Here is a 22,894-nt window from a genome sequence, read left to right on the forward strand (position 1 = left end):
GAAATGCACGGTTTGCGGCGAGACGAAACCCGCGGCGGAATTCCGCGAAGCCCCGAGCTATCCGAAGGATCGCATCATCTGGAAGCGGGAGGTTATCCCATATCGACGGTGAGCCGGCCTCGTGGCATCCTCGCCTCCATGTGCAATCTCTACTCACTCACCAAAGGCCAGGCCGCGATCCTCGAGCTTGCTCGTGCCATGCGCGACCAAACGGGCAACCTCCCGCCCCTGCCTGGCATCTTCCCGGACTATCCGGCGCCGATCGTGCGCAATGGAGCCGACGGCACGCGCGAGCTTGTCATGGCGCGATGGGGCATGCCGTCGCCGCAATTCGTGCTGAAGGGCAAGAAGGTCGACAGCGGTGTCACGAACATCCGCAACGTGAAGAGCCCGCACTGGCGCCGCTGGCTCGGCCCTGCAAACCGTTGCCTTGTGCCGTTCACCAGCTTCTCCGAATACGACACGATCGATGGTAAGAAAGTGCCTGTCTGGTTTGCGGCCGACGAGAGCCGACCGCTCATGATGTTCGCCGGCGTCTGCACGAACTGGACGAGTACGAGAAAGGTCAAGGAAGGCGAGATCAACGCCGACCTGTACGGCTTCCTCACCTGCGAGCCGAACGCCGTCGTTGGCGCCGTGCATCCGAAAGCCATGCCGGTCATTCTCACGACTGCAGAAGAAGCGGATGTCTGGTTGCGCGCGGAGTGGTCAGAGGCGGCCGCACTCCAGCGCCCCCTTCCCGACGATGCCCTAAAGATCGTGGCTCGCGGTGAGCGCAAAGATGGTTTGGGAGGCTGACAACCCGTTAAAATCAGGAGTTTTCCAGCAACGCTCTGTCAGCACCTGTGTGAGACATACGGTTCTCAATACACAGGAAGTGCATGCAAGTGTTGAACCGCCGACGGCGACACAGATCTGAGCTATGTGCGGAAGAGCGCCTGCACAGCTTCACCGATTTGATACTGCTGATTGCTGCCCTCATGCTGCTTGGAAGCTGCTGTTGTTCGGTGTTCGGCTTCTTCTAGCCCTCTGCACCGGCCGACACGGCTTGTCGCAGGCGGCTCAGATCTTCTAGGGCACGGAACCGCACGGTTTCGACGTCGCCCCAACGTTCCATCGTTGCCCGTTCGAATTTCTGAAATGATCTCCCGAACTCGGCAGCACTTTGCGCGGCTGTCGGATGCTTTAAGAGATCGAAGATCAACCGATGAACTCTTACCCCGCGCTCAGCATCAGGGGTTTCCACCGTCATCAGGTAGTCGGAAACATCATTGAAATTCATTGTCGCAGTGCGCCACCGGTCTACGCGTCCCCCGGTGCGCAGTGCAATCGATTTTCAATGTAAATGCAAGTTAAGCTCCGGCTTTCCTCGATGTTTCCTGAATCGTTGGCGCCTCTGTCGAGGCATGTGACCTGGCTTCCTCCTCCGCCATTGCCACTACGTAAGCCAGATAGTCGAGCCCTTCTCGCTTTGCCATCAACTTAAGTTCGGCCAACATAGAAGCCATGTACTCTCGCGTCACATTGGACGTCTGCATGGGTTGCTCCATTTTGAAAACATCCAATGCTCGCGAATAATCTGGAGCCCTGCAAGCCTGTCTTGTACATCGGCTGAAGCAATCTGTTGAAACGCACTTTAGCTCTGCAAATAAACCCTAGTTTTTAATTGCTTTGATCAGCAGGTCGACATGAGATCGGCATTGAGGGCGGGTTGGAGTTAGCGCTGCCGGACTGCCTGTCATATGGTCCGAGCATCGTTCGGCTGATTCGAAGCTTGCTCTCACCTCATTCGCAATGTCTCAATCCAGCCGGCAATTCACACGGCCGACCGCGGCTGGAGGGAGTGCAGAAAGCCCCATGATTGAAGCCCTTACGATCTCCCTGCTGATGACGCTGCCGGACTGCACAGGTCCGAACCGTGCCGAGCGGGAGCTGACCTGTCTCGTAGATGGCGACACAGGCTGGGAAGGCGGTCGCAATTGGAGATATGAGGGGATCGACACACCGGAGATCAGCCGGCCAGAATGCGAGCAAGAGAGAGCACTGGGCCACATGGCGACCGATCGACTGCGGGAGTTGATGGCAGGCGGCTATGAGATCCAGTGGCTGGATCGATCTGGGCGCTATGGGCGTGAGCTCGCCACGATCCGCTTGGCTGATGGGCGCGATGCCGGCGAAGTTCTGATCGAGGATGGCCTTGCGCAACGCTGGCCCAATGAGGGCAATATCTGGTGCGGTCGGTAGAACGACGAAAAGCCCCAAGGCACCGAGCGGGTGTTTGAGCTGTCAGGGTGCCGAACCTCACCATCTTCGCCACTAAGGTCAAACAAACGAATTGGCCTATAGTCCTAGCAATAGTGTGCTATGACTATCTTTAGTCGTCGAATATCTCATCCACAGCACATCGATCGACTCGCCGCACGTCAGACTCGTGCCGCCACCAAGCCTAGAACATGAAGCCTAAACCGTCGCGAAAGCGAGCGGCATAACTTCCGTTATCAAAGGCGATCCCCAATGACCCAAATTCAAACGCCCGAAAATCAGCAAAACATCGTGGGTGGCATCCTCATCCTTGCTGCAGTGGTCTTCGGATACTTCTGGTATGCGACCGCGCCCATAGACGCGACCGCCCCGATTCCGGCTGAAACGCAGACGCAGTGAGCGGCCGAACGCAGGACGTGAAAATGGCGTGCGTCCTTCTCCTGATGGCGGCGATCATCTCGACGGCCGCGCTGCTCATCATACCGTCTCTTTGAAGATCAACCGAAAGGCGGCAGACGACCGCCTTTCCGACTTTCCCGATCAGAGAATTGATATGGCGATTACCACGCGTGCAGCTTCAGCGGACATCGCAACGATCACCAATACGGCCGAGTGGATGGGCCAGACACTGGCTGTGCGTCGCCGCAGCTCTAACGGTCGCCTGGTTGGCGAGCGGCGGCACGGCGTTATCCGCAACTTCGATCTCGCCTCAGTATTCATGGAAGGGCGGAAGATGGAGCATTTTTCATCAGTCGAAGAACTCGCAAAGGTCTGGGAGGTGGTCCGGGCAAAACGACCATCACCATTCCGATAATCAATCCAGCCGATCGTTCACATGGTCGATCTTCTCGATGAGGCGATCGAGCTGCCGCTCCATTCGCCTTGATCGCGCCGCCGCATCCTTCAGAAGCTCCAGCTCCGGCTCCCCAAGATGCACCTTCGTCGAGACCAGCAGCGGATGGTCCGGTAGATCTCGAACGTCATAGGCAGGAGGTGGCGGCGCGGTCCCGCGTTTGGTGATCACCAGTCCGATCAGCGTAAGAAGCGGCACAACGAGCGCACTGCCCAACGCTGTGACCGCGGCCGGATTGTTCAGCAGTTCGATCAGCCAGCGCGGCATCCCTCGTTCCTTTTCCGTGCGATGTCGATCGTGGAGCGAATGATCGCCATGGCCTCGAAGATGGTCCAAAGCAGGTAGCCGCTTGCGATGATGGTGAGGCCGAGCTGCCAGAAGAAAAAGCAGTGCAGGCCCTGATAGGCGAACGCGAGCACGCCGGTGCACCAGCGAAGCCGAGGCGATCGCTTCCAGCGCCCGTTGATGACGGTGCCGGCGATGCGCGCGACGCCGATGCCGAGCGTGAGCAGTCCCCAGGCAAGCGCGTGATCGACAAAGGGGAAGGTCAGGTAGTACCCGACCGCCATCCCGCCCAAGAACAGGATCGAGAACGCGCGCGACAAGATCTGAAGGCCGAGCACGATCTCGACCAAGCGCCAGCCGTCGCCATAGAGATATTCGATCCAGAGCCCCTCGATCGAGGCACGGATCGAATCGTGCCTCACCTTCTGGCCATCCATCAGCCCGGCTCCGCATTTTTTGGGGCGCGGTAGCTACCAACAGCGCCGGCGACGGCTCCAATCGCGGCCGTGACGGCCGCGATAAACTCAGGCGTCGTGAACGCCGGCGGCAGCACATCGGCGGCAACGACGGCCGTCCAGAGCGCGCCGGCGATCGCCGCCCACTTCGCGGCGCCGACAGCCTTGGCAGACTGTTGGACCGGCGACGGCGGCCCCGACATCTGCGGTTCGAGAGCAGGCCCCCCATTGTGGCCGATGGACGCGAGTGCAGGCATCGCAGCCTCCTCTTTGACGATGATGGGTTCGGGTGAGAGCGCCGCCTCGATCGCGGCGAAGGTCTGCGGCCCGGCATAGCCATCGACGACGATGCCGGCGGAGCGCTGGAAGGACCGGAGTGCCGCATCGGTGACCGGCCCGAAGACGCCGTCGACCGCGCCGGCATAGTGCCCGAGGCGTTGTAGCCGCATCTGAAGCGCACGCACCGGTGCGCCACGCATGCTAGGCGAGACCATCTTGACGGCGATCGGCGGCAGAGCATCGACGGCCGGCACCCAGTGCGTGTCCGGGATCTTCGTCCACTTGGCGTAAGCCGCAGCCATGCGGCCGTGGTAGTTGTGCTTGGCATAACCCGGCCCGTTGTAGCCGCGCGCCAGATCCTCCCAGCGATAATTGCGCAGGTGATCGTCGAGCTTGGCCGCGATTAGGAAGTCGACGATGGCTTCGAGATGATGCTCCTCGTCTTCCATGAAAGCCCAGACCATATCCTGCGGGCTTTCGTAGCCAACCATGGCGAAGTTTTCGCCGAGGATCTGGCCAAGCCCCCACGATGCCGCTTTGAGCGCCGCAGTCTCGTCGATCGCCATGGCCTCGACCAGTCGCGGATAGCTGTCGCCCGGATATGGCTTCTCGCCCCAGCGGGCATAGGCGAGCCCCGCTTTAACCGCCTTCGTTCGTCTGGCCGGCGCCAGGTTGCGATAGAAGACATGCGGCTCGAACAGCATCTTCGGCCGGCCCTGCCGATCGAAGCCGGAGCCGGCCGCCTCCACATCCATGAAGGCGTGCAGCTCGTCTTCGCCCACGCCGATGCGATGACCGATGCGCGGCAGATCGATGTCATCCAGACGTCGAGCCGCGCCCCGGAACGAATTCCAGTCGCTCATGATAATCTCCAGAGATAGGGGATGGCCCAGCGATAACGCGCCTGGGTTGCGCGGAATTCAGCCGGTGCTACTCTTGCGCCGGGCTTCGGGGGAATTCGGATGAATGAGAACTTCGAGATTCGCGCAATCTTGACCGAGATGGCCGATCGACTTGATCGAGCCGCGCAAGGTGATGGTCGACTTCAAACACATGTCAGCGCCGAGGATCGATCGGCACGCCACATAGCTTTCGAATGTCGACGTGCTGCTGGTCGATTGGGCAAAGAGCCCCTCATAAAGGAATGGGTAGCCTTCCTACTGGGAGCATCCCGCACCTTAGCCGATGACCAGTTGAAGATTGACTTGGTCGAGTTCCAGGAGCGCCTGGCGGTTTACTATGGCCCCTTCTCCGAAATCGATCTGGCAGCGAACCAGGATCTGTCCATCGAGACAGTGGCGCATGCGCGCTATCTGGGGGGCGAAATCGAAAATGATTTCGAGCATCTGGATGGCAAAGTTCGGTGGGCACCGACAGCTTCGCAGAGATCTGGGGAAATACGATGAATGCGAACACCGAGATCCGCTCGATCTTGAACGAGATCGCCGATCAGCTGCATCCGGCAATGCCGGGCGATGATGCCATTGAGGCGCATCGGCGCATTCAGGAACGAACTCCCCATCGAATAGCCATCGAATGCCGCCGTGCCGCTGCCCTGCCAGGCGACCGGCCACCAAAAGAATGGGTGGCTTTCTTGATCATGGCGTCCCGCACGTTGAACGACGTCCGGTTCAATCTGCATCTGGCAGAGTATCAGGAGCGCCTTGAAGGCTTTTATGGCCCCTTCGATCCCCAGGCCATGAAGCCCGATACTAACAACTTCGACCGAGGCCGGGCAGAGTTGCTGCGTCAGGTGCAAGCTCGTCAGGGCTGATCGGGATCGGTTTCAGCGGCCGACTCAGTCGTCACTGGCGCCGGCTGCGTCATCGTGGCCGAGGTCGGGATCGCCCAGAGCGTCTGCCCATCATTGAACGAAATGACGTCGCCATCTGCCATCTCGAAATGGCGGCCGGAGCCATCCGCCCTCGCCTTCACGACGTTCGCCAGTTCGACTTCGCTGCCGTCCGTCATCTTCACGCGATAAGTCTTCGTTTCCATGGTCTAGTCTCCAGTTGCGGACGCGTAGCGTCAGTGGGTGGTGGTTTCGGCCGGCGCTTCATTGCCTTGGTCGACCGCGCCGATGGCCTGCTGCGTGCGGTGCAGCTGCATCGCGGTCTCGATCAGCTTCACATCGAGATCGTCGACCCGGCGCTTGTAATGGTTGATCAGCGCATAGGTGGTCGCCAGCTCCTGATCCTTGGCCGCGATCACGCGCTGCAGTTCGTCGACGACTGCCGTGTCGGCAGCCGGCCGCTTTGCCTTGTCAGACATCAGAGGTCCTTTGTGTTTCGAGGGTGAATGGTTGGCGAGCGGCAGAGCTCATTTCTTCCAGAGCAGCAGCTTGCCTACGAGGCTCCAGCTTGCCGTCGCTGTGCCGCCCATGTTGGAGTTGAGGATTTGAAGGACGTACTGACCCGATGATCCAGGGCTCTCCCCTGTGTCCATCGCAAAATCGCGGACTATCGAGACGTTGGCGCTGTTCGGTCCCTGGTTCTGACCTTGCAGCGTATAAAGCTGGCTCACCCAAATCTCTTGCCCTGTGTCGACACGAAAAATTCGAGCCTGGATGTTGGTGCGGCTGCTTGTTGCGCCGTTTGTCGAGAGTGTGAAGGACCCATCGACCTGGACGAAGCCACCGACGAGCTTCGGCGTGTTCAATGTCGCGACAGTTGTATAGTTGCGGCTTAGACCCGAGTAAGAACCCGCATTCGATATCGCAGCCGGCTCGGTCATCGACTTGAAGCCGATATTGCTCTCACCGACGATCAGCGAGCCGATGTTGGCATTTGAGATATCGACATTTCCGAGAACGGCGCTGATGGCCGCTAGGCTGCCGACACTGATCTTTGCAGCCGTCACTGACCCGGCCAGGATCTTATCGGCCGTCACGGCATTGGCAGCGATCTTGTCGGCCGTGACGGCATGGGTGCCGATGCTCGCTGCGAGGATCGCGCCGGCGGCGATCTTGGCCGCGATGACCGAGTTTGCGGCCAGCTCGTTGGCCGTGACTGCACCGGCCGCGATTGTCGTCGTCGTGACGGCATTGGTGGCGATCTTGCCAGCGATGATCGAGGCCGCAAGGATCTTGTCGGCAGTGACGGCATTGGTGACGATGCCGTTGCTATCGACCATCGTGCCGCCACCGGGCACATACTGCGCAAGCTCCGACGCATTGGCTGGCACTTCGGCGAGCATCGGTTTGTTGACGAACATATAGCTGTCGGCATCGCCCGGTAGTGTGCCCAGCTTCCGGATAATGGGTCGAACAGACACCGCATTCGCAGGGGCAACGCCTCGCACTCCGTATCGTGGCCAACTGTCGGGATCTGTAGCAGAGAAGCTACCGGCAGGAATCGTGCCTGTGTTTGGCGCGGTGATCGAAGCGTTGCTGGCATCGTACCATTGCAGGTAGAAGATCGCGTTGCAGCGATGAAGCGAAAGCTGCGCCGAAAGCTCATAGGTCTTACCGGGCGTCACTGGCACGCGGTTTAAGAGCCCGCCCGTGTTCGGCGCGCCGATCTCTCTTCGGATCAGGACGTCGCAATAGCCCGATGACACATTGTTGGTCTGGTGAACCATCATTGTGCCTGAAGGTCCGCCCCAAGACGTGACCAGCGTCCTTTTCTGAAAATTGACGTTGCCACCCCAATCGGCCGTCGCGGCAAAGTTCCAGTGATCGAGGTCCTGGGAGAAGTCGGTGTTGTAGAAGAGATTGCCGCCGAACCCGATCGCCATCTTCGCTGCGGAAACTGCGCCAGCGGCGATCTCAGTTGCTGTCACTGCGCCGGTAGCGATGGTGGCAGTCGTCACCGCGTTGGCTGCGATCTTGCCCGCGACGATCGCATTTGCTGCAATCTTGTCGGCAGTGATGGCGTTGGTCGCAATTTTCGAAGCGACTACGGCGTTGGCCGCGAGCTTGTCCGCTATAATCGCGCCGTCGACGATGAGGTTGGCATTCTTCCGGCGGAAGACGCCGATATAGGTCACATTTGTCTGAGCAGTTGTCAGGCTACGCTCGAAATACACGGCAAACTCGGCAAACGCGGCGGTCCCGGGCGGGATCAGCGTCGCCTCAAATCGCGCGCTGCCCGCGGCGATCGTGCCCGCATAGGTCGTGGCATAAGAGTTCGGACTCGGGACGAGGTCGCCATAAGCGTCGTAGTAGTTTAGCCGCACCCAGACCGTTGCGGCGCCCGCACCTGCCCGCCACAGGTCGCAGATCTGCTGATACTCGACGCCGCTTTCAACAGGGAATCGCTTCGATCGAAATTGCGCGTAGCTGCCCACGGCGCCGCCGGCTGGATTGAACCGGGCAACCACCGGATTCTTGAAGGCGGCGACATTCGAGTTGGCGGTGAAGTTGATTTCAGTGCTGTAGATCCAGGAGGCGACCGACGTCAGGCTGCTGTCAGGCACGAGGTTTTCAAAGTCGGAGATGACGACTTCGCGTGCTGAAATGGCATCGGCCGCAATCTTACCCGCCACGACAGCATTGGCAGCGATCTCATTCGCTGTCACCGCACCCGCCGCGATCGACGCAGTCGTCACGGCGTTGGCGGCGATCTTGCCCGCAATGACCGAACCTACGGCCAGCTCATTGGCCGTGACGGCCGCAGCTGCAATCTTGGCGGTCGTGATCGCGTTGGCAGCAACGGCATCGGCGGTCACTGCGCCGGCCAGGATCGCGATCGCGGTCACTGCCCCGGCTGCGATCTTTCCCGCAACGACGGCGTTGGTAGCGATCTCTGCCGATGTGACGGAGTTGGCCGCGATCTTGCCCGTCGTCACGGCATTCCCGGCGATCTTCGTTTCGATGATGGTGCCGTCGACGATCCGGTCCGAGTTGATCGAATTCAGCGCGATCTTCAGCTGGGTAACCGCGCCGTTGACCAGCTTCGCGGCATCCACGGAATTGGATGCAAGCTTGGCAAGCACGACGGCATTGTCGGCAAGCTTGTCGGTTAGCACCGAGCCGGTCGCAAGCTTTGCAGCAGTGACCGCGTCGGTCGCGATCTTCAGCTCGGTGACGGCGTTGTTCTGAAGCCGGCTCGCATCGATGGCCGCTGCCGCGATCTTCGCCTGGGTAACGGCGCTGTTGGCGATCTGGGCGCTGACCAGCTCGCCGCTGATGTCGACGGCTTCAACTGCCTTAGTCCATCCGCCGTCGGTGAAACGGTAGAGCTGCCCATTGAGTGTGCCGACGCGGCCTTCACTGTTGCCGGTCGCGGGCAGGCTTCCGGAGAAATTCTCGACCGGGCGGAGCCCCGACGCGAACTTCGTCAGCGTGATCGCGGCGTCCTGGATCTTCGCAGCGGTCACCGCACCGTTCAGGATCTTGTTCACGCTGATCGCGTTGTCTGCGACTTTCTGCTGCGTGATGGCAAGATCCGCGATCTTCGAGGCCACCACCGCATTCGATGCAATCAACTCCTGGATGACGGCCGCCACCTGGATCTTCGCCGAGGAGACGGCGCGATCGGCAAGCTTTAGCTCGGTGATCGTCGCGTCGAGAATGTCGCTGCCGGTAAAGGCGATGTTGAGAGTGCGGACTGACAACCAGCCTGACCAGGCCGTGTCACGATCAGAGCGCGGCACGTAGCGACCACGCACGAGATAGTCCTCGATCGGCAACAGCCCCTGCGAGATGACGATCGCGCCGGCTTCCGGTTCGTCGGTCCGGCCGCGATAGATGACCTCCAGTGTCTCGGCGAGAGCAACCTCGAAGGCGACGGCATCGACGTCGGGCTGGTTGCCGTCCCACGAAAGGCGGATCGCTGGTCGCCGGCCCGTGCCGCTCGCGTCGTTGATCTGCCAGGCCTGCGCAAACCAGTCGACGATGACCTGCGGCGTCGGACGCACAGGCCCGAGAGAACCTGAGACCGGCGGCTTGAACTCGGCACCGCTGTTCCAGTCATAGTCGGCCGGATCGACTTCCGTCAGATCGACCATGACATCGAGGTTGGCGCGATCGACGACGCCATCGACGCGGAAGAGCTTGTTCACATAGCCGTTACGCGCGCTCGTCCAGGCGACGATATCGCCCGGCTCGAGCGGCCAGAACGCGGGTGGCAGCACGAAGGTGTGCCGGCGGGCACGCTGCGCTTCCTCCAGCGCCGACTTCATCAGCCGCTGTACCTGCTCGGCATAGGGCACGAAGTCGAGCGAGACATCGGCCATCAGGCGGCGATTGCCGGCGAGCGCCTCCAGATCCGCGCGATAGAGCGGCGGCGCAACCTTCATGTTCCAGCCATCGGCCGGCGACGGATAACGTGCCGAGATGCCGTTGATCGTGTCAGCGAGTCCGAAGAACGGCGTGAAGCTTTGCTCTTCCGTCGAAAGGATTTCGTCGTCGGTGAACGACATGACCGGCGCGTCAGGCGCACCCAGGTGCAGCTTGTAGACGCCGCCGATCTCGGAGACCTTGCCTTGGCACGCCGTCAGGAAGGCGTCGATCGCTTCTCCGAGCGCGACGTTGACCTCCACCTCACCGCCGGAGCGATAGGTCGGGACGGTGCCGTCGGCGCTTTCGATGCCCGCGCGGCACTTCTCGATTTGGCCGATCCAGTGCGAGACCGGAAATTGCCCGGCGGCCATGTTCTGAAGGCCATAGAGCCACTCGCCACCATAGGTGATACCGCTCTGAAGTGCGTAGAGCTGCACCGCCGGCAGAAAATCCCCGTCCCCGCCCCAGGTTGATGGATCGCCCCGGCGATGCGAACCCACGCCGCCAACAGTGCTGTCGCGTGACGGATCATAGAGCTTTGCTCCATGCAGGCCGAAGCGGAAGGACGGAATGCCGGAGAAGAGGTTCTTCGTGACCAGCGACGTGACGACGACGTAAGGGATGCCGCGGCCGACGCGCTTGTCGCTATAGGGCCGGTTGGCGCTCGACACGCGCGACACGAGAAACGGATCGGCTGCGGTCTGGGTACCGTCGTAGAACCGGATCCACAGATTGTCGTGACCGTCCTTGAAGTACTCGGTGACCGGAAAGCCATATTCCGGATGCGGCGTCTCGCCGATTGTGCAGAGCTCGCCGTTGACCCAAAGCTCGACCAGATCCTGCACGGGATAGTCGGCAAGCTGGATCACCTGCGTCAGGAAGGCGTTGTCGGTCTCGCCAAGCCGGCCCCAGGTGTTCGCATATTGGAGCGAGCCGGCGGTTGCCGTGTAGCCGAAGATGATCGAGCGCGGCAGGTCGCCGCCGGCCTGCAGCTCGGTCGTGACGGAGAACTTCTGCTCTGCCGGCTTTCCGGCGAGCGCCTGGCCAAGCAGGCTTGTGCCGACGCCGACGGCCGTCTTGAGCACGAACGAGCCAATGGTGCCGAGACCGCCGATGAAGGTCGAGACAGCGTTAAACGCCGTGCCGATCGCTGCTGCGATGCCCGAGAAAATGGCCATGAATTGTCCTGGATGCGGAGACTAAAGCGTCTTCGAGAAATGCAGTTCGGCCGGCTGGTAGCCGAGCCTCTGATAGAGTGCGGCCGGCTTCGGGTCTGACCCCAGTCCGGCAAGCGACATGATCGTGCAGCCCTGTCCCGCGGCCCACTGCTCATAGGCAGCGATCATCGAACGCGCGGAGCGGCCGCGATGGGCGGGATCGATCCACCAGCACAGTTCACCGGCCATGCGGATCGCAGCGAATGGATGATCGACAGCGTGCGCCATCAGAACACCCACTGGACGATCATCACCCTCGATTACCAGGCAGAGCCGATCCGGCGCCGCCTGATAGGCCAGGAACTGTCGCTCAGCGTGAGCCGGGCTGAAGTCGAACGGCAGCGAGGCAGCCGCGTGAAACCGCTTCAGCAAGGCAACGACCGCCAGCCGATCCTCAATCCTTGATTGCCGGATCATCAGAAGATGCCGAGGAACTTCTTGCGTTTCGGCGCCGATGGCACGCGTCCCTTGACTGTGCCCCAGAAAATCTCGAACTCACCGGCCGTCGAGGCATCGAGGCAGAACTCGTCTTCAGGATCGCGCAGCTTCTGGCTTTCATGGCTGCGCGTCTCGGTCGATGCCCTTGTCAGCTCCTGCGTATGCGAAACGCATCGCAGATCGACGCCGCCTTCGCTGTTCTCGGTCGGCGTGTTGATCTCGACGACATCGACGAAGCCAATGAAGCGGCAGAAGGCCGGCGCCACGAGTTGGCGCGTGTCCGGATTGAACAGCCCGCGATAGATTTCGACCGGTGCCTGCTTGAGGTCGTATCCGCGCACAAGATCCTGGACGCGGTCGATGATCTGGCTGATCCGGATCGTCACAGCCTGAACCGACAGATTGTTGACGGCTGGAATGTCGCTGATCTGGATCAGCGTGCCGGAGCCATACCAGTCACGGCTTTCCACGAGGCCAGTCAGCGGATGGATGATCTCGGCCGAGACGTTGCCGAGACCCGACCAGTTACCGTCTGGAACAAGCGCGCCGGTTTCCCGGTCGCGTGCCACGATCCAGAGAAAATCACGGGCGACCAGCCGACGCGCCTGCAGTGCAGCCAGAACCTCTGGGGAGACGGACCGCATCAGCGAGCCTCCACCGCGCGGAAGCTGATGGAACCGCGACCGGTCGAAGGATCGGCCGGCGAAACGATCGAACCTGGCTCGATTGCCATGATGCAGTAAGGTCGAAGCACCGATACCGGGACGCCGGCAGCGACGCCAGGCCAAAGATGCGGCCGGACTTCCAGCAAAGACGTGTTACCCAGCGCGGTAACGGTCCGCGCCTCCATCACCCGGTGGAGATCTTGATCTCCGATCCGCAGCATATCGCCGACCGAGACCGTATAGCCTTCGGGAAAACCAGAGAGCGAAACGGCCTTACGGTTCGCGCCGACGCTGCCGATCGTGGCAGCGCCCGAGAAGGCCTCGCCCGTTGGCCACGCGCCGTTCGGGTGCGCGATCGGATAGCAGCGCGACATGGAGTAGCCGCGAAACGTCTGAAGCCCGTCTTCGAGCGCGTCGAGGCGAGCCCGCCAGGCGTCGAGCTCATTGATCGTGAGCGTCCGCGACACTGCCGAAAGCCGCCAAAGCGGCCCGCCGATATCCTTGACGATTGTTCGACCGCCAGCGGTACGGCTCTGCTCGCGCCGCCAGAACAGATCGAAGTCCGGCGTCCAGCCGGGAAACTCGGCCAGCAGGTCCATGGGGTAGCTGATCGCCATGATCAGTATCCCTTGATCCGATCGCGCGGCATCTGCTGCACTTGCCGCGTGATGCGCGCCGGCAGCTCTGCCTCCAGCCGGGAAAGCTGTCCCTGGACGCGCGCCAAGCCCTCGCTGTCCGCGCCGCGCGCGTCGATCGAGATCGACACGGGCGCGCTGATGGACGAACCACCCAGCCCCGACAGATCATGGTTCGCAATCACCTGCGATCCCCGCGGCAGATTGACGAGCTCTTTGCCGCGTTCACCCACCCAGGCCAGGCCGCCCGGAGCACTGTCGGTGCCGTTGGCAAAGCCCGGCGCACCGATGAAGCTGCCGTAAGTGGTGTTCGTCTTGAAGGCAGGGGCTCCGCCGAAGATCGCTGAAAGCAGACCACCGACACCTCCACCGCCCCCGTTGCCGCCGCCCTTACCGAGGGCGGCGAAGAGATCGGAATACGCGCCCTTCCCCGTCAAAGCTGACTTCACGATTTCGATGGCGAGCTTCTTGAATGCATCGGCCGCGTCTTCCGTGCCCGCAATCACATTGCCGAGCGCGTCGACCGCGTCGGTCGACAGTTGATCCATGCCATCGGCAAAATCCTTACGTGCAGCCTCGACGGCTTCGAGCGCTTCGGTCTCGCGATAGATCTGCTCGTTGAGGGCGACGACCTGCCGGCGCTCTTCATCGGTCGCCGCCGCGCCTGCCTGACGCGACGACGCTGCTGCGCGCTTGGCTTCTTCTGTGGCATAGACGAGCGTGAGCTCTTCCTGCAGATCTGCGATCAGCTTGCGTACCGCATCTCGCTCACGTTCGATGCTGCTGGTGTCAGGCGCCCTGCTCCGACCTGAGTTTTCGGGCGTCTCAGGCGGTACGAAATCCGGCAACTCCGTTCTGGTCGATGAGGCGGCCTTGCGGCGCTCCTCGATGATGGTGAGGATCTCGCGTTCCTGCTGAAGGAGAGCGTCACTTTCCTCCCGCATCCGCCGAATGTCGCCATCACCCCTTTCACCGAAGCCAAGGGATCGAGCGTTCTCGCTGAGGCTGGCCTGATCTTCCCGCGCCTGCAGAATGCGGTTCTCGATATCGAGACGCTCTTTGCTGATGTCGGTCAGCCGCGTCTGGAGAGAGCTCGTCTGACGGTTTTCGAATTCCTGAAAGCTGTCGATGAATCGTCCAAGGGCACTGGCCGCAAGAATGATCGCCTTCTGCAACGTAGATCCGACGGTGCTGGCAACGACCCCAAATTGACGATCAAGCTCGTCAGCCCGCTGGATCAGTTCTTCGTCAAGAACGGCGCCCAGCTGTCGACCGGTATCGATGGTGTCTCGAAGACGCTGCTCTCCCTGATCGATGAGCTGCACAAACCGTTCGCCGCCGGTTCCGCCAAAGATTTCGTCAGCAACGCGGATCTGCGCGGCGCGATCGAGCTGCTGAAGACGCCCGATGATCTCGAGGAACAGCTCATTGGGGCGTTCCAGCTTGGTCCGCAGTTCTTCGGCCGTGTATCCGAGACGCTGGAAGGCCTCGGCCGCCGATCCCTTGCTTGTCGTGATGAACTCATCGGCACGAAGGCTCAGCTCCTTGATGCCGTCGGTGAGGCTGTCCACCCCGATCCGGTTTTGCTCGGCGAGATATTTAAGCTCCTGGAATGCCTCCACATCCAGACCTGCACGGCGGGCTTCATCGCCGACCAGCGCGAGGCTCGATGCCACTTGCCGAAGACCCGCCGCAGCAGCACCCAGGGTCGCGACGCTCAGTGTGACCGGAAGACCAGCCGCACCCGCGAGCCCCGCGGCGCCACCGCGAATTTTCGCAGTGATGTTGGCGAAGGATCGCGCAGCGGCCTGGCCGGTCTTGTCGGAATCGGATCGGACGCGGCGCAGCGCATCGTGGAAGCCGCGCGCGTTGGCATCGATGTGAGCCGTGATATCGGGACGAGGCATCGGAGGTCGCCTTCAATTTTTGGAACTGCGGATGGAGGGGCGCTTGCCGTGGACGCGGGCGAGAAACGCCATGTCCTGACGCGAGACGATCGGTGCTGGATCGAAGCGACCGGCCGCACCTTCCATGGCGAGAGCGTATTCGGCGAACGTCGCTGCCCAGAACGTGGCAGGCGACCAGGCAAAGCCCTTGGGGGATGTGGCGACGCGAAACATCACGCCCAGGCGATCTGCGATTGAGACGTCGCTCGAGCTCAGGGCTTTTTTGCCCTCGCGCTGCCGCCGCCCCCTTGGTCCATCGCCTGTTCGGCCTGGCGAACCATCATCTCTACGTCTTCGACGAGCGGCACGGACTCGCGCACGCTTCTGCCTTTTTCCAGATGGGCGGTCAGCGCGGCTTCGATCGCAACACGCCACGCTTCTTGCTCTGCGGAAGACAATTGCTGAATCGCGGCAAGCGCCAGTCGGTCGGCTTCGTCCTGATCGGCGTGGATCGTCAGAATGCGAATTGCGCAGGCAACCGTGTAGGGCTCGAAACCGAGAAGCCGACGATAGAGCTCGTCCATGGAATCACAGGCGAGCGCCCGGGACAGTTTGGCCAGACGTCCGAACTCGACAGCGATAACGATGTCGGTGGTGCCGATCCGAAGCGGTGCCTCGCCTCTCAGGACGTTCGCTTCCATCACGGCACCAACGCCTCGAAGGCGACGTCACCCGACATGACGAACCGGAAATCGCCCTGCAGCTCGCCCGTCTTTTCGCCGGAAAGCGTGATCGAGAAGAGCGCGTCCCCTTCGAATGTTCCGACGCCCGGCGCCGACACCTGGTAGGTCTCGGTGACCTGGTTGACGCTGTCGGCAACCAGCTGCCGCAAGGTCGTGTCGTCGACGAACGCGCCGTTGCCGGTAAAGCGGATCGTCTGGATCCCGTACATGAATGCGGCATGCAGCGGCCCGCCCGGATTGGTGCAGGATGGCTTCGTGATGTCGATCTCCTCATTGTTGATCTCGAGCGAACGCTGCTCGGTGATGCAGACGAGGACGAAGGCGCCGGCGCCATCGGATCGGGAAATGGTCAAATTTCGGCCGAGAAGCGGCATGGTTGGCTCCTTGTGAGACAGGTGATGGAATGGGGTGCTGTCAGTTGCGCTTGCGAGCGCCTAAAGCGCAGCGGCTTCCGGATCGGAAGCGAGCGTCGTGTAGTGTGTGGCGTAGACCAGGCGCCCGACACCAAGCGGCAGGCCAGTCTCGCGGTCGACGAAAAATTCAGTGGCCTGGAGCAGAGCTTCGATCGCGCTGCCGTCGAGCGTGATGGCCTCGCCCATCGCTCTTTCGACGTCGACGCAGATCCGGTCGAATTCCGCCTCCGGGTCGAGATCTCGCAGGTGGACGATGATCGACAGTGCCAGGCGGCGGTCATATCCGTCTGCCCCGGCCGCATTGGCCATAGGTCGGACCTCGGAGCGCTCGCCCGCATCGGCCCAGGTCAGCGTGATCGCAGGCAGCATCTCCTGCGGGATTGCGCGCACCCGCCCGCGTTCAACCTTGCCGGCGGCGGCGAAGTTCGGGATTGCCGATAGCTTCCCCTTCACAGCACCGAAGATCTGCGAGCGACGATGCATCAGCTTCGGCCGATGTCCGACAGAAGTTGATCGGCCGCGCGCCGGGAATAGCCGGAGTCGATGAGCTTGTCGAACAGTCCGCGCTGCTGGCCGACAAGACGTCGCGCATCGAGGCGGGCTGCCGTCTTCAACTGCGTCGGAAGCTGTTCCCAGATCCGCGCGCCGGCGATCTCGGAGAAGTTCTGACGCGCTTTCTTCTTGGCCGGGCCCTCGCCATCCGAGGCAAGAGCTTTGGCCAGCTCGGCAACCGGCATGCTCGCGTTGGCGCTCGCTGCGGCACCGGCCGGTAGCGCCGCCAGCGAAGCTGATTTGCTTTCATTGTCACTCATGGTCAGGTCCTTTGTCAGATGTCGCCATCGAGGATGAAGCGCAGCATCGCGCGGCCATCGTCGAGGCGGTTGCCAATGCGATAGGTGATGCCGGAAATCGTCACGCTGTCGCGACCGGTGACGGGCGGAACGGCAAGCAGCCGAGCATCGACCGCCAAGGTGTGACGCGTTCCCTCGATCGCCTGTCCGCCTTCGTCGCCCAGATCGATGTCGCGACGTTGCCGCAACAAAGCCCTGACCGCTGGCTGGCTGACGCCGTCGATCGTGAACACGGCGTCGACATTGCCGAAGGCGGCCGTGATGGCCGCCCCCATGCCATCGAACACGGTTGGCCGCGGCGGGATCATTGTGCGGCGGCTTCCAGTTCCTTGACGCGCGCGGCAAGCACGCCGGTGTCCGCCTCAGCTTCAGCGAGCTGCCCCTTGAGGGCTTCCGTCTCATCCCTCGCCGTCCTCAGCCCTTCCAATGCTTCGGCCTTCTCAGCCTCGAGCACCGCGATGCGGCGATCGCGATCTGCGATATCTGCATCGGAGGTTTCGGCTGGGGTGCCGATGACGGCGTCGCCGACATAGAGGCCAAAACTCTCAGTCAGACGGCTGACATCATCATCGGACAGGCCGTCCTTTCCGCCCACCGGGACAGGTTCGCCCGGATGGTACGTTTTCTTGGCAAGTTTTACCTGCACGTTCAGCTTCACTGTTTTCTTCGACATTGTCTGGCTCGTCCTTGCTATGCGCAGCCTCGGCGAGCGGGAGAGACCCCGCACGCCAAGGATTGCACTGGAATGATGGGGGAAGCTCTCTGTCGGGGCGCCTTAGCGAACCAGGGCGAAGAGCGACGCGTTGGGTTCAGGCGCGATCGGCAACGGTGCCGACTGGGTCTGGACGATCGTGCGCGAGGGGTTCTTCTCGGTCCACATGTCCGGATAACGCTCGATCGAGACAAGCACCTCGTTGTCGAGGATCGCGCCATAGGCGAAGTGGCCCATGAAGCCGAACGGATCGAGGACGCCGACGCCGTAGCCCGGCCAGAAGTTCTTTTTCACGCCGGCCTCGGTGTAGGGCTGCGAATACTGGACGAAGGTGAGCTGTCCGATCGTGCCGAGCACCGTATGATAGCGCCCCTCAGCACCGGTCGAGACCGGCCCGAGCTGGAAAAGACCGCCATCGGCGCGGCGATTGTCGAGCGCTTCGAGGAATCGCGGGCTGCGCTTCAGGTAGCCGGCGGCCCCGGGACCGAGGAGGACTTCGCGGGCCGTGAAGCCATCGGTGTCACCGAGAAGCTGAACCCAAAGCTCGATGTCGTCGAACGGATCGACGTTCGCCTCGCCCCAACGGGCGGCACCCGCCAAAGCGATGCTGAGAGCAGGATCCCGCCCGAAATTCACGGTCTGGGTCGGATAGTCCTCGCCCTGCACGATCACCTGGCCGGTACGGATGACCTGCGAGCACATGGCCTCTTCACGGCGGGTGATGCGCAGATCCTGGTCGTCGACCATGACGGCGAGATTGTAGGCGTAGCGTTGCGCCGGCGTCATCTCGCCGGCCGGCCGTTCGCCGGGCATGCGGATCATGTTCTGACGGGGGCGAAGCGTATTCTGAGGCTTGACGTAGGCAGGCGTGAAGCTGGTCGCCTTGAAGCCGCGATTGGCAGAATCCTTGCCCGGAACATCCGGATGGACGAAGGGCGCGAGCTCGCGGTCGGGCAAGATGCGGTCGAAGATGATCTCTTCGCTGTCGGAGAGCACGGTCGTGCCGAAAAGAGTATCGCGAAGAAACGCCTCCGATCGGTCGCGTGGCGGCAGAACCTGGATCAGTTCGGCCGTATTGAGAAGGATATCGGGCATGGGTGGTATTCCCCTGTGAGAAGTTTGATGCGGCGACGCGGGTGCCGATGCTGCTATTTCAGGACGCGGACGAAGAGCGCTGCGCCGGACGCCCGGAAGGCGGCCTCAACGGTTGCTGGCGTATGGCCGGCGCCGAGCGTCAGCTTCGTGCTGTCGAACGCTCCGCCGGCATAGGCGGCTGCGACGACCGGTGCGGCGGTGGCATCGACGTCGAACGCGAGAACAAGCGCAGGATCTTCCGAACCGTCGACCGCGGCCGAAGCCGAAAGCACGTAGCTGTCGGTTGCAGTAACGCGGCCGAGGACTGCGCCACGCGGCAGGTCCTGACCTTGGGCGATCGTGATGTTGCGGGTCACGACCTGGACATCGGAGACGAGAAGATCGTTCGGAGCGAAGGTGGCTTCAGCCATGGGATTAGCCCTCCTGGGACTTCCGGCCGTGCATGGCCGAGATGGTGTTGCGAACACCGGCAATCAGAAGCTGCCGGTCGTTGGGCTGGCGCCCGCCATTGCCGGCGCCGATCTTCGGGCTTTTGCCTTGCATGCGTTCGCCGAGGCGGCCCTTCCCACCCTTGCCTTTCGACTGGCCGTCGAGACTGAGCAGCGCGCAGGCCTTTTTTGCTGGCATGCGGTGGTCGGCACTGAAGGCGAGCTTTGCCGCGAGCTTCGGAAAGGCCTCCGCGCCCGGGTGCGTCAGGATAGTAGCGATCCGCTTCTGCTCCGCCGCAATGAGCCGGCGATCGCGCGCCGACATCGACTTCTCGTCGGTCTCGTCATCCTCGGCAGAGGGATCGTCCTCATCATCCTCTGCGGATGTCTCCTCCTCGTCTTCAGCCGACGTGTCATCGTCCTCTTCGGCTACGGGATCTTCGTCCTCGTTGGCGCGAGCTTCCTGCTCGTCATCCTGCATGACGTCGTCGTCTTCCTCTTCGGACAGACGGTTTCGGCCGGTACCGCGCGTTGCGGCCCGGATTGCGCTCATGAGCGACATCCAAGTCTCCTGGGTTTTGGGAAGTATCTTAGGGGTGGTTCAAGTCTCGAACGCCGGCGGCGTCCATCTCTGCAATGAACGCGGCGAGCGCGTCTTCCGGCAGCGCAACGGCGTCGACCAGGCCGAGATCGACGGCTTTGGCGCCGCGATAGACGGCCGCCTCGGTCGCAAGCGCATTGTCTTTTGTCAGACGCGCTCCCCGATATCGGCCGACAGCGTCTGCGAATTCGACACGCATGGCCTCCATCTCAGCGATGCTCTCGGCGTATTCTTCCTCACTCATCGCTTCGAACGGGCCCGGCTTCGCCTTCTTGGCGCCGGCACGCAGGATCGTGACGGTCAGGCCCTGTTTGGCCGCCGCGCCGCTCATGTCGACATGCATGGAAATGACGCCGATCGAGCCGGCAAATCCAGTCGACGGAATGATGATCGAGCGGCAGGCCGACGCGATGAGATACGCGGCCGAGCAGGCGTGATCGGTCAGGATGGCGATCGTCGGCTTCTGGAGCGACAGGCGATGCAGCTTCTCGGCGCAGGCAAAACAGCCGTCGACCATCCCCCCAAAGCTGTCGATCTCGACGACGAGCCCCTTGATGCTGTCATCGTTCGCCACTTCCTCCAGCTGCGCTGCGATACCCTCATAGCTCGTGACGCCCGACGACTGGCCTATGTGGGTGCCCTTGTTGGCAAGCGAGCCCTCGACCTCGATCAGTGCGACCGCGCCGATCCGGTGAGGCGTGGCAGCACTGGTCCCGTCCGAGGCCCGCCAGCGGTTCAGCCGCTGCGGCAAAATGCCCATGTCGTTGGCGCCCTGAAGGTCGACGTCGACCGTCCCCCCAAGGATACGGGGCCCGAAGGCGCGCGCGATCACATCGGCCTTGGCGACGTCGAGCATCAGCGGCGTGTTGAACATCCGCGCAGCGATTTCCGGCATGGCAATCATCGGGCAGATTTCCTCCGGATCGTGGGAATGCCATGGGCTTTGCGGCGACCGTTGACGTCGTCTTCGATCTCTTCATCCTGATCGACATCGGCATTCTGAGACGTCGGCCGCGGCTGTCCGCCAGCCTCCGGTATCGTCAGCCCGAGCTCGCTGTAATAGCGCTCTTCGCGCGCCCGCTGTTCGGCGTCCATTTTCCAGTCCCGGCCCTGTTCGGCTGCTTCCTGCTGACGCGTGGTGAGATGGCTTTCCAGTCGCTGGCTCGCAGCTTGGGCTTCGCGAAGCGGGTCGATCCAGCCACGGCCAGGCCCAATCCATTCCGCATGGCACCAGGCAGCCGGATTTTCCTCGAAGGAGACGGCACCCGACGGCAATTCAATCAGCCCCTTGTCGAAGATTTCCTCGACAAACGCGCGATAGATCGGCGCCATGAATTGGGAGGCGAAGCCGCCCTTCTTGGCCGTAAGGCCGCGCCAGATTTCGAGGAGTGCCGCGCGCGCCGATGAATAGTTGACCTGCGACCAGTCCATGGTGAGCTGCTCATAGCTCAGGCCAATCGCACTCGCGATCTTGCGCAGCGCTGCATTGACGAAGACTTCGAAGTTCGCGTTCGGATGCTCGGGTCTCGTCAGCGTCGCCTTTTCGCCGGGTTGCAGCGTGTTGATCCGAACACCTGGAAGATCGATCGGAGCCGCGCCATAGAACGCCTTCTGCGCGTTGGCGATCTCGCCGAACATACCCGCCACGGCCGACTGGCTTCCATCGCTGCCGAGCGCGTCGAGCAGTTCATCCGGATCGAAAGGCGTTTCGATGAACGCGGCCATCACGGCATTCAGAAGTGCTGCCTGGCTTTCATAGTCCTCGTAGTCGGTCGACTGTTTGATCGAACGCATCACCGGCGCCCAGTCGGACACACCGCGCGTCATGCCCGCCCGCTTCTGCTCGAAGGCATGGATGACGACCGGACGGCCCCACTCGGTCTGGCGTTCGATATAGTCCCATTGCCAGAGATTGGCGCGGCCATGGAAATAGTCGCCCGGGTGAGACCTGCGAAAATGATAGCCGGTTGGCGCGCCATAGCCGTCGATCGCGACGCCATCACGCAGGAACTCTTCATCGAGCCTGCCCATGGGATTTGAGCAGCGGGCAGGATCGACGATCTGGATCGCGGTCTGGAAATGCGGGGCATTCTCGTGCCAGACCAGGAGACCGAAGGCCTCGCCTTCAGGCCCGAAGCGGTTGCGCGCTGCAAGACCGAGAAGCCCCGCCATCGACTTGGAGCGCTCGGCGTCGCACCATTTGTCAACATCCTGCGTGTAGTCGCGCCATAGCGCCTCGATCCTGTCGGCACAGTCCTCGGCCTGCTCGTAGCTCATGTTGAGCGACCGATAGTTCGGTTTGGCCGAGAGCGTCCAACCCGAGCCGACGATGTTGTCGACGAGGCGCGACGTACCGGCCGCGCCCCAGCCATCGTTGCGGGCAAGATCGTTCAGACGGTCGGCCAGCGCCGGCCGTGAATACGATAGGGCGGACTGTCCGGAATAGGTTCCGGCGTTCCAGTTGGCGAAGGACGGGTGATCGTGCGAGGCACCCTGATAGCTGCCCTGAAGGCCGGAGCGAGCGTTGCGCACGCGAGCTGCGCGACGAAGATGGGTAGGAACGGGCTCGCCATCGGCGCCGTAAATGATAGGACGGGTCTCAGTCATCAAAAGCGCACCCCTCGCGAACGCGCCCGTGCGGATGTCCGCAGACCGAGCTTTGCCTCCAGGGTCCGCACATAGTGCCGCAACTGACCGACATTGGCCGGGCTGTAGCTGACGCTCTCGCCATCATAGGCAACGCTCGCGGTCTGGCCGCCGATCTCGACACGATGCAGAGCTGCCTGTGCCTCAGCGAGTTGTGAGACGACGACGGCGCGCTCCTCCACCGTGAGAACCTGATTGATCGGCATT

Annotated in this window: 31 protein-coding genes; 8 read left to right on the top strand and 23 right to left on the bottom strand. The window is 62.1% G+C overall.

Annotated features, from left to right (window positions below; translation table 11 throughout):
- Positions 1-138 precede the first annotated feature (138 nt).
- Entirely contained in the window at positions 139-798 is a 660-nt protein-coding gene (locus tag PU133_RS13095) for an SOS response-associated peptidase (RefSeq protein ID WP_404864535.1), read from the top strand.
- Positions 799-1,021: 223 nt separating this feature from the next.
- On the opposite strand, the gene PU133_RS13100 is transcribed toward PU133_RS13095, so the two are convergent.
- Positions 1,022-1,282 (bottom strand): hypothetical protein, encoded by a 261-nt coding sequence (locus tag PU133_RS13100; RefSeq protein ID WP_404862055.1) that lies wholly within the window; start codon positions 1,280-1,282, stop codon positions 1,022-1,024.
- Between the two features lie 575 nt (positions 1,283-1,857).
- Between PU133_RS13100 and PU133_RS13105 the strand changes: the two genes are divergently transcribed.
- The 3 genes from PU133_RS13105 (at position 1,858) to PU133_RS13115 (ending at position 3,076) form a co-directional block, all read left to right on the top strand.
- Positions 1,858-2,244, top strand: a complete 387-nt coding sequence (locus PU133_RS13105; RefSeq protein ID WP_404862056.1) for a thermonuclease family protein — start codon at positions 1,858-1,860, stop codon at positions 2,242-2,244.
- A 270-nt stretch (positions 2,245-2,514) separates the two neighbouring features.
- Positions 2,515-2,661 (top strand): hypothetical protein, encoded by a 147-nt coding sequence (locus PU133_RS13110; protein WP_404862057.1) that lies wholly within the window; start codon positions 2,515-2,517, stop codon positions 2,659-2,661.
- A 28-nt stretch (positions 2,662-2,689) separates the two neighbouring features.
- Positions 2,690-3,076, top strand: a complete 387-nt coding sequence (locus PU133_RS13115; RefSeq protein ID WP_404862058.1) for a hypothetical protein — start codon at positions 2,690-2,692, stop codon at positions 3,074-3,076.
- Here PU133_RS13115 and PU133_RS13120 read toward each other — a convergent pair whose 3' ends face one another.
- The 3 genes from PU133_RS13120 to PU133_RS13130 are packed head-to-tail and all read right to left on the bottom strand — an operon-like array spanning position 3,077 to position 4,997.
- Positions 3,077-3,382, bottom strand: a complete 306-nt coding sequence (locus PU133_RS13120) for a hypothetical protein (RefSeq protein ID WP_404862059.1) — start codon at positions 3,380-3,382, stop codon at positions 3,077-3,079. It lies immediately after the preceding gene.
- Positions 3,367-3,837, bottom strand: a complete 471-nt coding sequence (locus PU133_RS13125; RefSeq protein ID WP_404862060.1) for a hypothetical protein — start codon at positions 3,835-3,837, stop codon at positions 3,367-3,369. Before PU133_RS13125 ends, PU133_RS13120 begins: the two co-directional genes overlap by 16 nt.
- Positions 3,837-4,997 (bottom strand): N-acetylmuramidase domain-containing protein, encoded by a 1,161-nt coding sequence (locus PU133_RS13130; protein ID WP_404862061.1) that lies wholly within the window; start codon positions 4,995-4,997, stop codon positions 3,837-3,839. Before PU133_RS13130 ends, PU133_RS13125 begins: the two co-directional genes overlap by 1 nt.
- Positions 4,998-5,096: 99 nt before the next feature.
- Here PU133_RS13130 and PU133_RS13135 point away from each other — a divergent pair, with 99 nt between their 5' ends.
- Positions 5,097-5,540 carry a hypothetical protein gene (locus tag PU133_RS13135; protein WP_404862062.1) on the top strand — a complete coding sequence of 148 codons (444 nt, stop codon included), beginning with the start codon at positions 5,097-5,099 and terminating at the stop codon, positions 5,538-5,540.
- Positions 5,537-5,908 (top strand): hypothetical protein, encoded by a 372-nt coding sequence (locus PU133_RS13140; RefSeq protein ID WP_404862063.1) that lies wholly within the window; start codon positions 5,537-5,539, stop codon positions 5,906-5,908. The genes PU133_RS13135 and PU133_RS13140 overlap by 4 nt, the downstream gene beginning before the upstream one ends.
- Here the strand turns inward: PU133_RS13140 and PU133_RS13145 are convergent.
- The 4 genes from PU133_RS13145 to PU133_RS13160 are packed head-to-tail and all read right to left on the bottom strand — an operon-like array spanning position 5,899 to position 11,841.
- The gene (locus tag PU133_RS13145) at positions 5,899-6,132 is read right to left on the bottom strand and encodes a hypothetical protein (RefSeq protein ID WP_404862064.1); all 234 of its coding nucleotides are present in this window, start codon (positions 6,130-6,132) and stop codon (positions 5,899-5,901) included. The genes PU133_RS13140 and PU133_RS13145 overlap by 10 nt on opposite strands.
- 30 nt (positions 6,133-6,162) lie before the next feature.
- Positions 6,163-6,405 (bottom strand): hypothetical protein, encoded by a 243-nt coding sequence (locus tag PU133_RS13150; protein WP_126010566.1) that lies wholly within the window; start codon positions 6,403-6,405, stop codon positions 6,163-6,165.
- A gap of 48 nt (positions 6,406-6,453) precedes the next feature.
- The gene (locus PU133_RS13155; RefSeq protein WP_404862065.1) at positions 6,454-11,535 is read right to left on the bottom strand and encodes a phage tail protein; all 5,082 of its coding nucleotides are present in this window, start codon (positions 11,533-11,535) and stop codon (positions 6,454-6,456) included.
- A 21-nt stretch (positions 11,536-11,556) separates the two neighbouring features.
- Positions 11,557-11,841 carry a GNAT family N-acetyltransferase gene (locus PU133_RS13160; RefSeq protein ID WP_404864536.1) on the bottom strand — a complete coding sequence of 95 codons (285 nt, stop codon included), beginning with the start codon at positions 11,839-11,841 and terminating at the stop codon, positions 11,557-11,559.
- Between PU133_RS13160 and PU133_RS13165 the strand changes: the two genes are divergently transcribed.
- Positions 11,725-11,979: a hypothetical protein gene (locus PU133_RS13165; RefSeq protein ID WP_404864611.1), complete on the top strand. Its 255-nt coding sequence runs from the start codon at positions 11,725-11,727 to the stop codon at positions 11,977-11,979. The two genes, PU133_RS13160 and PU133_RS13165, sit on opposite strands and share 117 nt — an antisense overlap.
- An 11-nt stretch (positions 11,980-11,990) precedes the next feature.
- Here PU133_RS13165 and PU133_RS13170 read toward each other — a convergent pair whose 3' ends face one another.
- From PU133_RS13170 to PU133_RS13180, 3 genes are read right to left on the bottom strand one after another with little or no spacing between them, the layout of a single operon-like run.
- Entirely contained in the window at positions 11,991-12,656 is a 666-nt protein-coding gene (locus tag PU133_RS13170; protein ID WP_404862066.1) for a hypothetical protein, read from the bottom strand.
- The gene (locus tag PU133_RS13175; protein WP_404862067.1) at positions 12,656-13,294 is read right to left on the bottom strand and encodes a hypothetical protein; all 639 of its coding nucleotides are present in this window, start codon (positions 13,292-13,294) and stop codon (positions 12,656-12,658) included. The genes PU133_RS13170 and PU133_RS13175 overlap by 1 nt, the downstream gene beginning before the upstream one ends.
- Before the next feature lie 2 nt (positions 13,295-13,296).
- On the bottom strand, positions 13,297-14,487 hold the full coding sequence (locus PU133_RS13180) for a hypothetical protein (RefSeq protein WP_404862068.1): 1,191 nt from the start codon (positions 14,485-14,487) through the stop codon (positions 13,297-13,299).
- Positions 14,488-14,520: 33 nt separating this feature from the next.
- On the opposite strand from PU133_RS13180, the gene PU133_RS13185 reads away from it, so the two are divergent.
- Complete coding sequence (locus tag PU133_RS13185; RefSeq protein WP_404862069.1) at positions 14,521-15,456, top strand: hypothetical protein; 936 nt, start codon at positions 14,521-14,523, stop codon at positions 15,454-15,456.
- A 14-nt stretch (positions 15,457-15,470) separates the two neighbouring features.
- On the opposite strand, the gene PU133_RS13190 is transcribed toward PU133_RS13185, so the two are convergent.
- The 12 genes from PU133_RS13190 to gpW all read right to left on the bottom strand — a co-directional run bounded on the left by PU133_RS13190 (position 15,471) and on the right by gpW (position 22,893).
- A complete protein-coding gene (locus PU133_RS13190; protein ID WP_404862070.1) occupies positions 15,471-15,899 on the bottom strand; it encodes a hypothetical protein in 429 nt (142 codons plus the stop codon).
- Positions 15,899-16,315 carry a phage tail tube protein gene (locus tag PU133_RS13195; protein ID WP_404862071.1) on the bottom strand — a complete coding sequence of 139 codons (417 nt, stop codon included), beginning with the start codon at positions 16,313-16,315 and terminating at the stop codon, positions 15,899-15,901. The genes PU133_RS13190 and PU133_RS13195 overlap by 1 nt, the downstream gene beginning before the upstream one ends.
- 60 nt (positions 16,316-16,375) lie before the next feature.
- On the bottom strand, positions 16,376-16,837 hold the full coding sequence (locus PU133_RS13200) for a hypothetical protein (RefSeq protein ID WP_404862072.1): 462 nt from the start codon (positions 16,835-16,837) through the stop codon (positions 16,376-16,378).
- Positions 16,837-17,166: a hypothetical protein gene (locus PU133_RS13205; RefSeq protein WP_404862073.1), complete on the bottom strand. Its 330-nt coding sequence runs from the start codon at positions 17,164-17,166 to the stop codon at positions 16,837-16,839. Before PU133_RS13205 ends, PU133_RS13200 begins: the two co-directional genes overlap by 1 nt.
- Positions 17,167-17,180: 14 nt before the next feature.
- Positions 17,181-17,513 carry a hypothetical protein gene (locus tag PU133_RS13210; protein WP_404862074.1) on the bottom strand — a complete coding sequence of 111 codons (333 nt, stop codon included), beginning with the start codon at positions 17,511-17,513 and terminating at the stop codon, positions 17,181-17,183.
- Complete coding sequence (locus tag PU133_RS13215; RefSeq protein ID WP_404862075.1) at positions 17,510-17,863, bottom strand: hypothetical protein; 354 nt, start codon at positions 17,861-17,863, stop codon at positions 17,510-17,512. Before PU133_RS13215 ends, PU133_RS13210 begins: the two co-directional genes overlap by 4 nt.
- Positions 17,864-17,980: 117 nt before the next feature.
- On the bottom strand, positions 17,981-19,012 hold the full coding sequence (locus tag PU133_RS13220; RefSeq protein ID WP_404862076.1) for a major capsid protein: 1,032 nt from the start codon (positions 19,010-19,012) through the stop codon (positions 17,981-17,983).
- Between the two features lie 53 nt (positions 19,013-19,065).
- Complete coding sequence (locus PU133_RS13225; protein ID WP_404862077.1) at positions 19,066-19,422, bottom strand: head decoration protein; 357 nt, start codon at positions 19,420-19,422, stop codon at positions 19,066-19,068.
- Between the two features lie 4 nt (positions 19,423-19,426).
- Positions 19,427-20,002, bottom strand: coding sequence for a hypothetical protein (locus PU133_RS13230; protein ID WP_404862078.1), 576 nt, complete (start codon positions 20,000-20,002; stop codon positions 19,427-19,429).
- A gap of 28 nt (positions 20,003-20,030) precedes the next feature.
- Positions 20,031-20,945, bottom strand: coding sequence for a S49 family peptidase (locus PU133_RS13235; protein ID WP_404862079.1), 915 nt, complete (start codon positions 20,943-20,945; stop codon positions 20,031-20,033).
- The gene (locus PU133_RS13240) at positions 20,942-22,648 is read right to left on the bottom strand and encodes a phage portal protein (RefSeq protein ID WP_404862080.1); all 1,707 of its coding nucleotides are present in this window, start codon (positions 22,646-22,648) and stop codon (positions 20,942-20,944) included. The genes PU133_RS13235 and PU133_RS13240 overlap by 4 nt, the downstream gene beginning before the upstream one ends.
- The gene (gene gpW / locus PU133_RS13245) at positions 22,648-22,893 is read right to left on the bottom strand and encodes a gpW family head-tail joining protein (RefSeq protein WP_404862081.1); all 246 of its coding nucleotides are present in this window, start codon (positions 22,891-22,893) and stop codon (positions 22,648-22,650) included. Before gpW ends, PU133_RS13240 begins: the two co-directional genes overlap by 1 nt.
- Position 22,894: the final 1 nt, after the last annotated feature.

This window comes from Georhizobium sp. MAB10, from assembly GCF_045012825.1.
Lineage (GTDB): Bacteria > Pseudomonadota > Alphaproteobacteria > Rhizobiales > Rhizobiaceae > Georhizobium > Georhizobium profundi.

Bases quoted from the DNA above. Each gene is read 5' to 3' on its own strand.
- gpW (WP_404862081.1), bottom strand. From the start codon at position 22,893: ATGCCGATCAATCAGGTTCTCACGGTGGAGGAGCGCGCCGTCGTCGTC.
- PU133_RS13230 (WP_404862078.1), bottom strand. From the start codon at position 20,002: ATGTCGCTCATGAGCGCAATCCGGGCCGCAACGCGCGGTACCGGCCGA.
- PU133_RS13120 (WP_404862059.1), bottom strand. From the start codon at position 3,382: ATGCCGCGCTGGCTGATCGAACTGCTGAACAATCCGGCCGCGGTCACA.
- PU133_RS13190 (WP_404862070.1), bottom strand. From the start codon at position 15,899: ATGGAAGCGAACGTCCTGAGAGGCGAGGCACCGCTTCGGATCGGCACC.
- PU133_RS13135 (WP_404862062.1), top strand. From the start codon at position 5,097: ATGAATGAGAACTTCGAGATTCGCGCAATCTTGACCGAGATGGCCGAT.
- PU133_RS13105 (WP_404862056.1), top strand. From the start codon at position 1,858: ATGATTGAAGCCCTTACGATCTCCCTGCTGATGACGCTGCCGGACTGC.
- PU133_RS13130 (WP_404862061.1), bottom strand. From the start codon at position 4,997: ATGAGCGACTGGAATTCGTTCCGGGGCGCGGCTCGACGTCTGGATGAC.
- PU133_RS13145 (WP_404862064.1), bottom strand. From the start codon at position 6,132: ATGGAAACGAAGACTTATCGCGTGAAGATGACGGACGGCAGCGAAGTC.
- PU133_RS13225 (WP_404862077.1), bottom strand. From the start codon at position 19,422: ATGGCTGAAGCCACCTTCGCTCCGAACGATCTTCTCGTCTCCGATGTC.
- PU133_RS13205 (WP_404862073.1), bottom strand. From the start codon at position 17,166: ATGAGTGACAATGAAAGCAAATCAGCTTCGCTGGCGGCGCTACCGGCC.
- PU133_RS13165 (WP_404864611.1), top strand. From the start codon at position 11,725: ATGGGCGGGATCGATCCACCAGCACAGTTCACCGGCCATGCGGATCGC.
- PU133_RS13095 (WP_404864535.1), top strand. From the start codon at position 139: ATGTGCAATCTCTACTCACTCACCAAAGGCCAGGCCGCGATCCTCGAG.
- PU133_RS13175 (WP_404862067.1), bottom strand. From the start codon at position 13,294: ATGGCGATCAGCTACCCCATGGACCTGCTGGCCGAGTTTCCCGGCTGG.
- PU133_RS13100 (WP_404862055.1), bottom strand. From the start codon at position 1,282: ATGAATTTCAATGATGTTTCCGACTACCTGATGACGGTGGAAACCCCT.
- PU133_RS13155 (WP_404862065.1), bottom strand. From the start codon at position 11,535: ATGGCCATTTTCTCGGGCATCGCAGCAGCGATCGGCACGGCGTTTAAC.
- PU133_RS13210 (WP_404862074.1), bottom strand. From the start codon at position 17,513: ATGATCCCGCCGCGGCCAACCGTGTTCGATGGCATGGGGGCGGCCATC.
- PU133_RS13220 (WP_404862076.1), bottom strand. From the start codon at position 19,012: ATGCCCGATATCCTTCTCAATACGGCCGAACTGATCCAGGTTCTGCCG.
- PU133_RS13200 (WP_404862072.1), bottom strand. From the start codon at position 16,837: ATGCATCGTCGCTCGCAGATCTTCGGTGCTGTGAAGGGGAAGCTATCG.
- PU133_RS13110 (WP_404862057.1), top strand. From the start codon at position 2,515: ATGACCCAAATTCAAACGCCCGAAAATCAGCAAAACATCGTGGGTGGC.
- PU133_RS13170 (WP_404862066.1), bottom strand. From the start codon at position 12,656: ATGCGGTCCGTCTCCCCAGAGGTTCTGGCTGCACTGCAGGCGCGTCGG.
- PU133_RS13140 (WP_404862063.1), top strand. From the start codon at position 5,537: ATGAATGCGAACACCGAGATCCGCTCGATCTTGAACGAGATCGCCGAT.
- PU133_RS13125 (WP_404862060.1), bottom strand. From the start codon at position 3,837: ATGGATGGCCAGAAGGTGAGGCACGATTCGATCCGTGCCTCGATCGAG.
- PU133_RS13195 (WP_404862071.1), bottom strand. From the start codon at position 16,315: ATGCCGCTTCTCGGCCGAAATTTGACCATTTCCCGATCCGATGGCGCC.
- PU133_RS13235 (WP_404862079.1), bottom strand. From the start codon at position 20,945: ATGATTGCCATGCCGGAAATCGCTGCGCGGATGTTCAACACGCCGCTG.
- PU133_RS13150 (WP_126010566.1), bottom strand. From the start codon at position 6,405: ATGTCTGACAAGGCAAAGCGGCCGGCTGCCGACACGGCAGTCGTCGAC.
- PU133_RS13240 (WP_404862080.1), bottom strand. From the start codon at position 22,648: ATGACTGAGACCCGTCCTATCATTTACGGCGCCGATGGCGAGCCCGTT.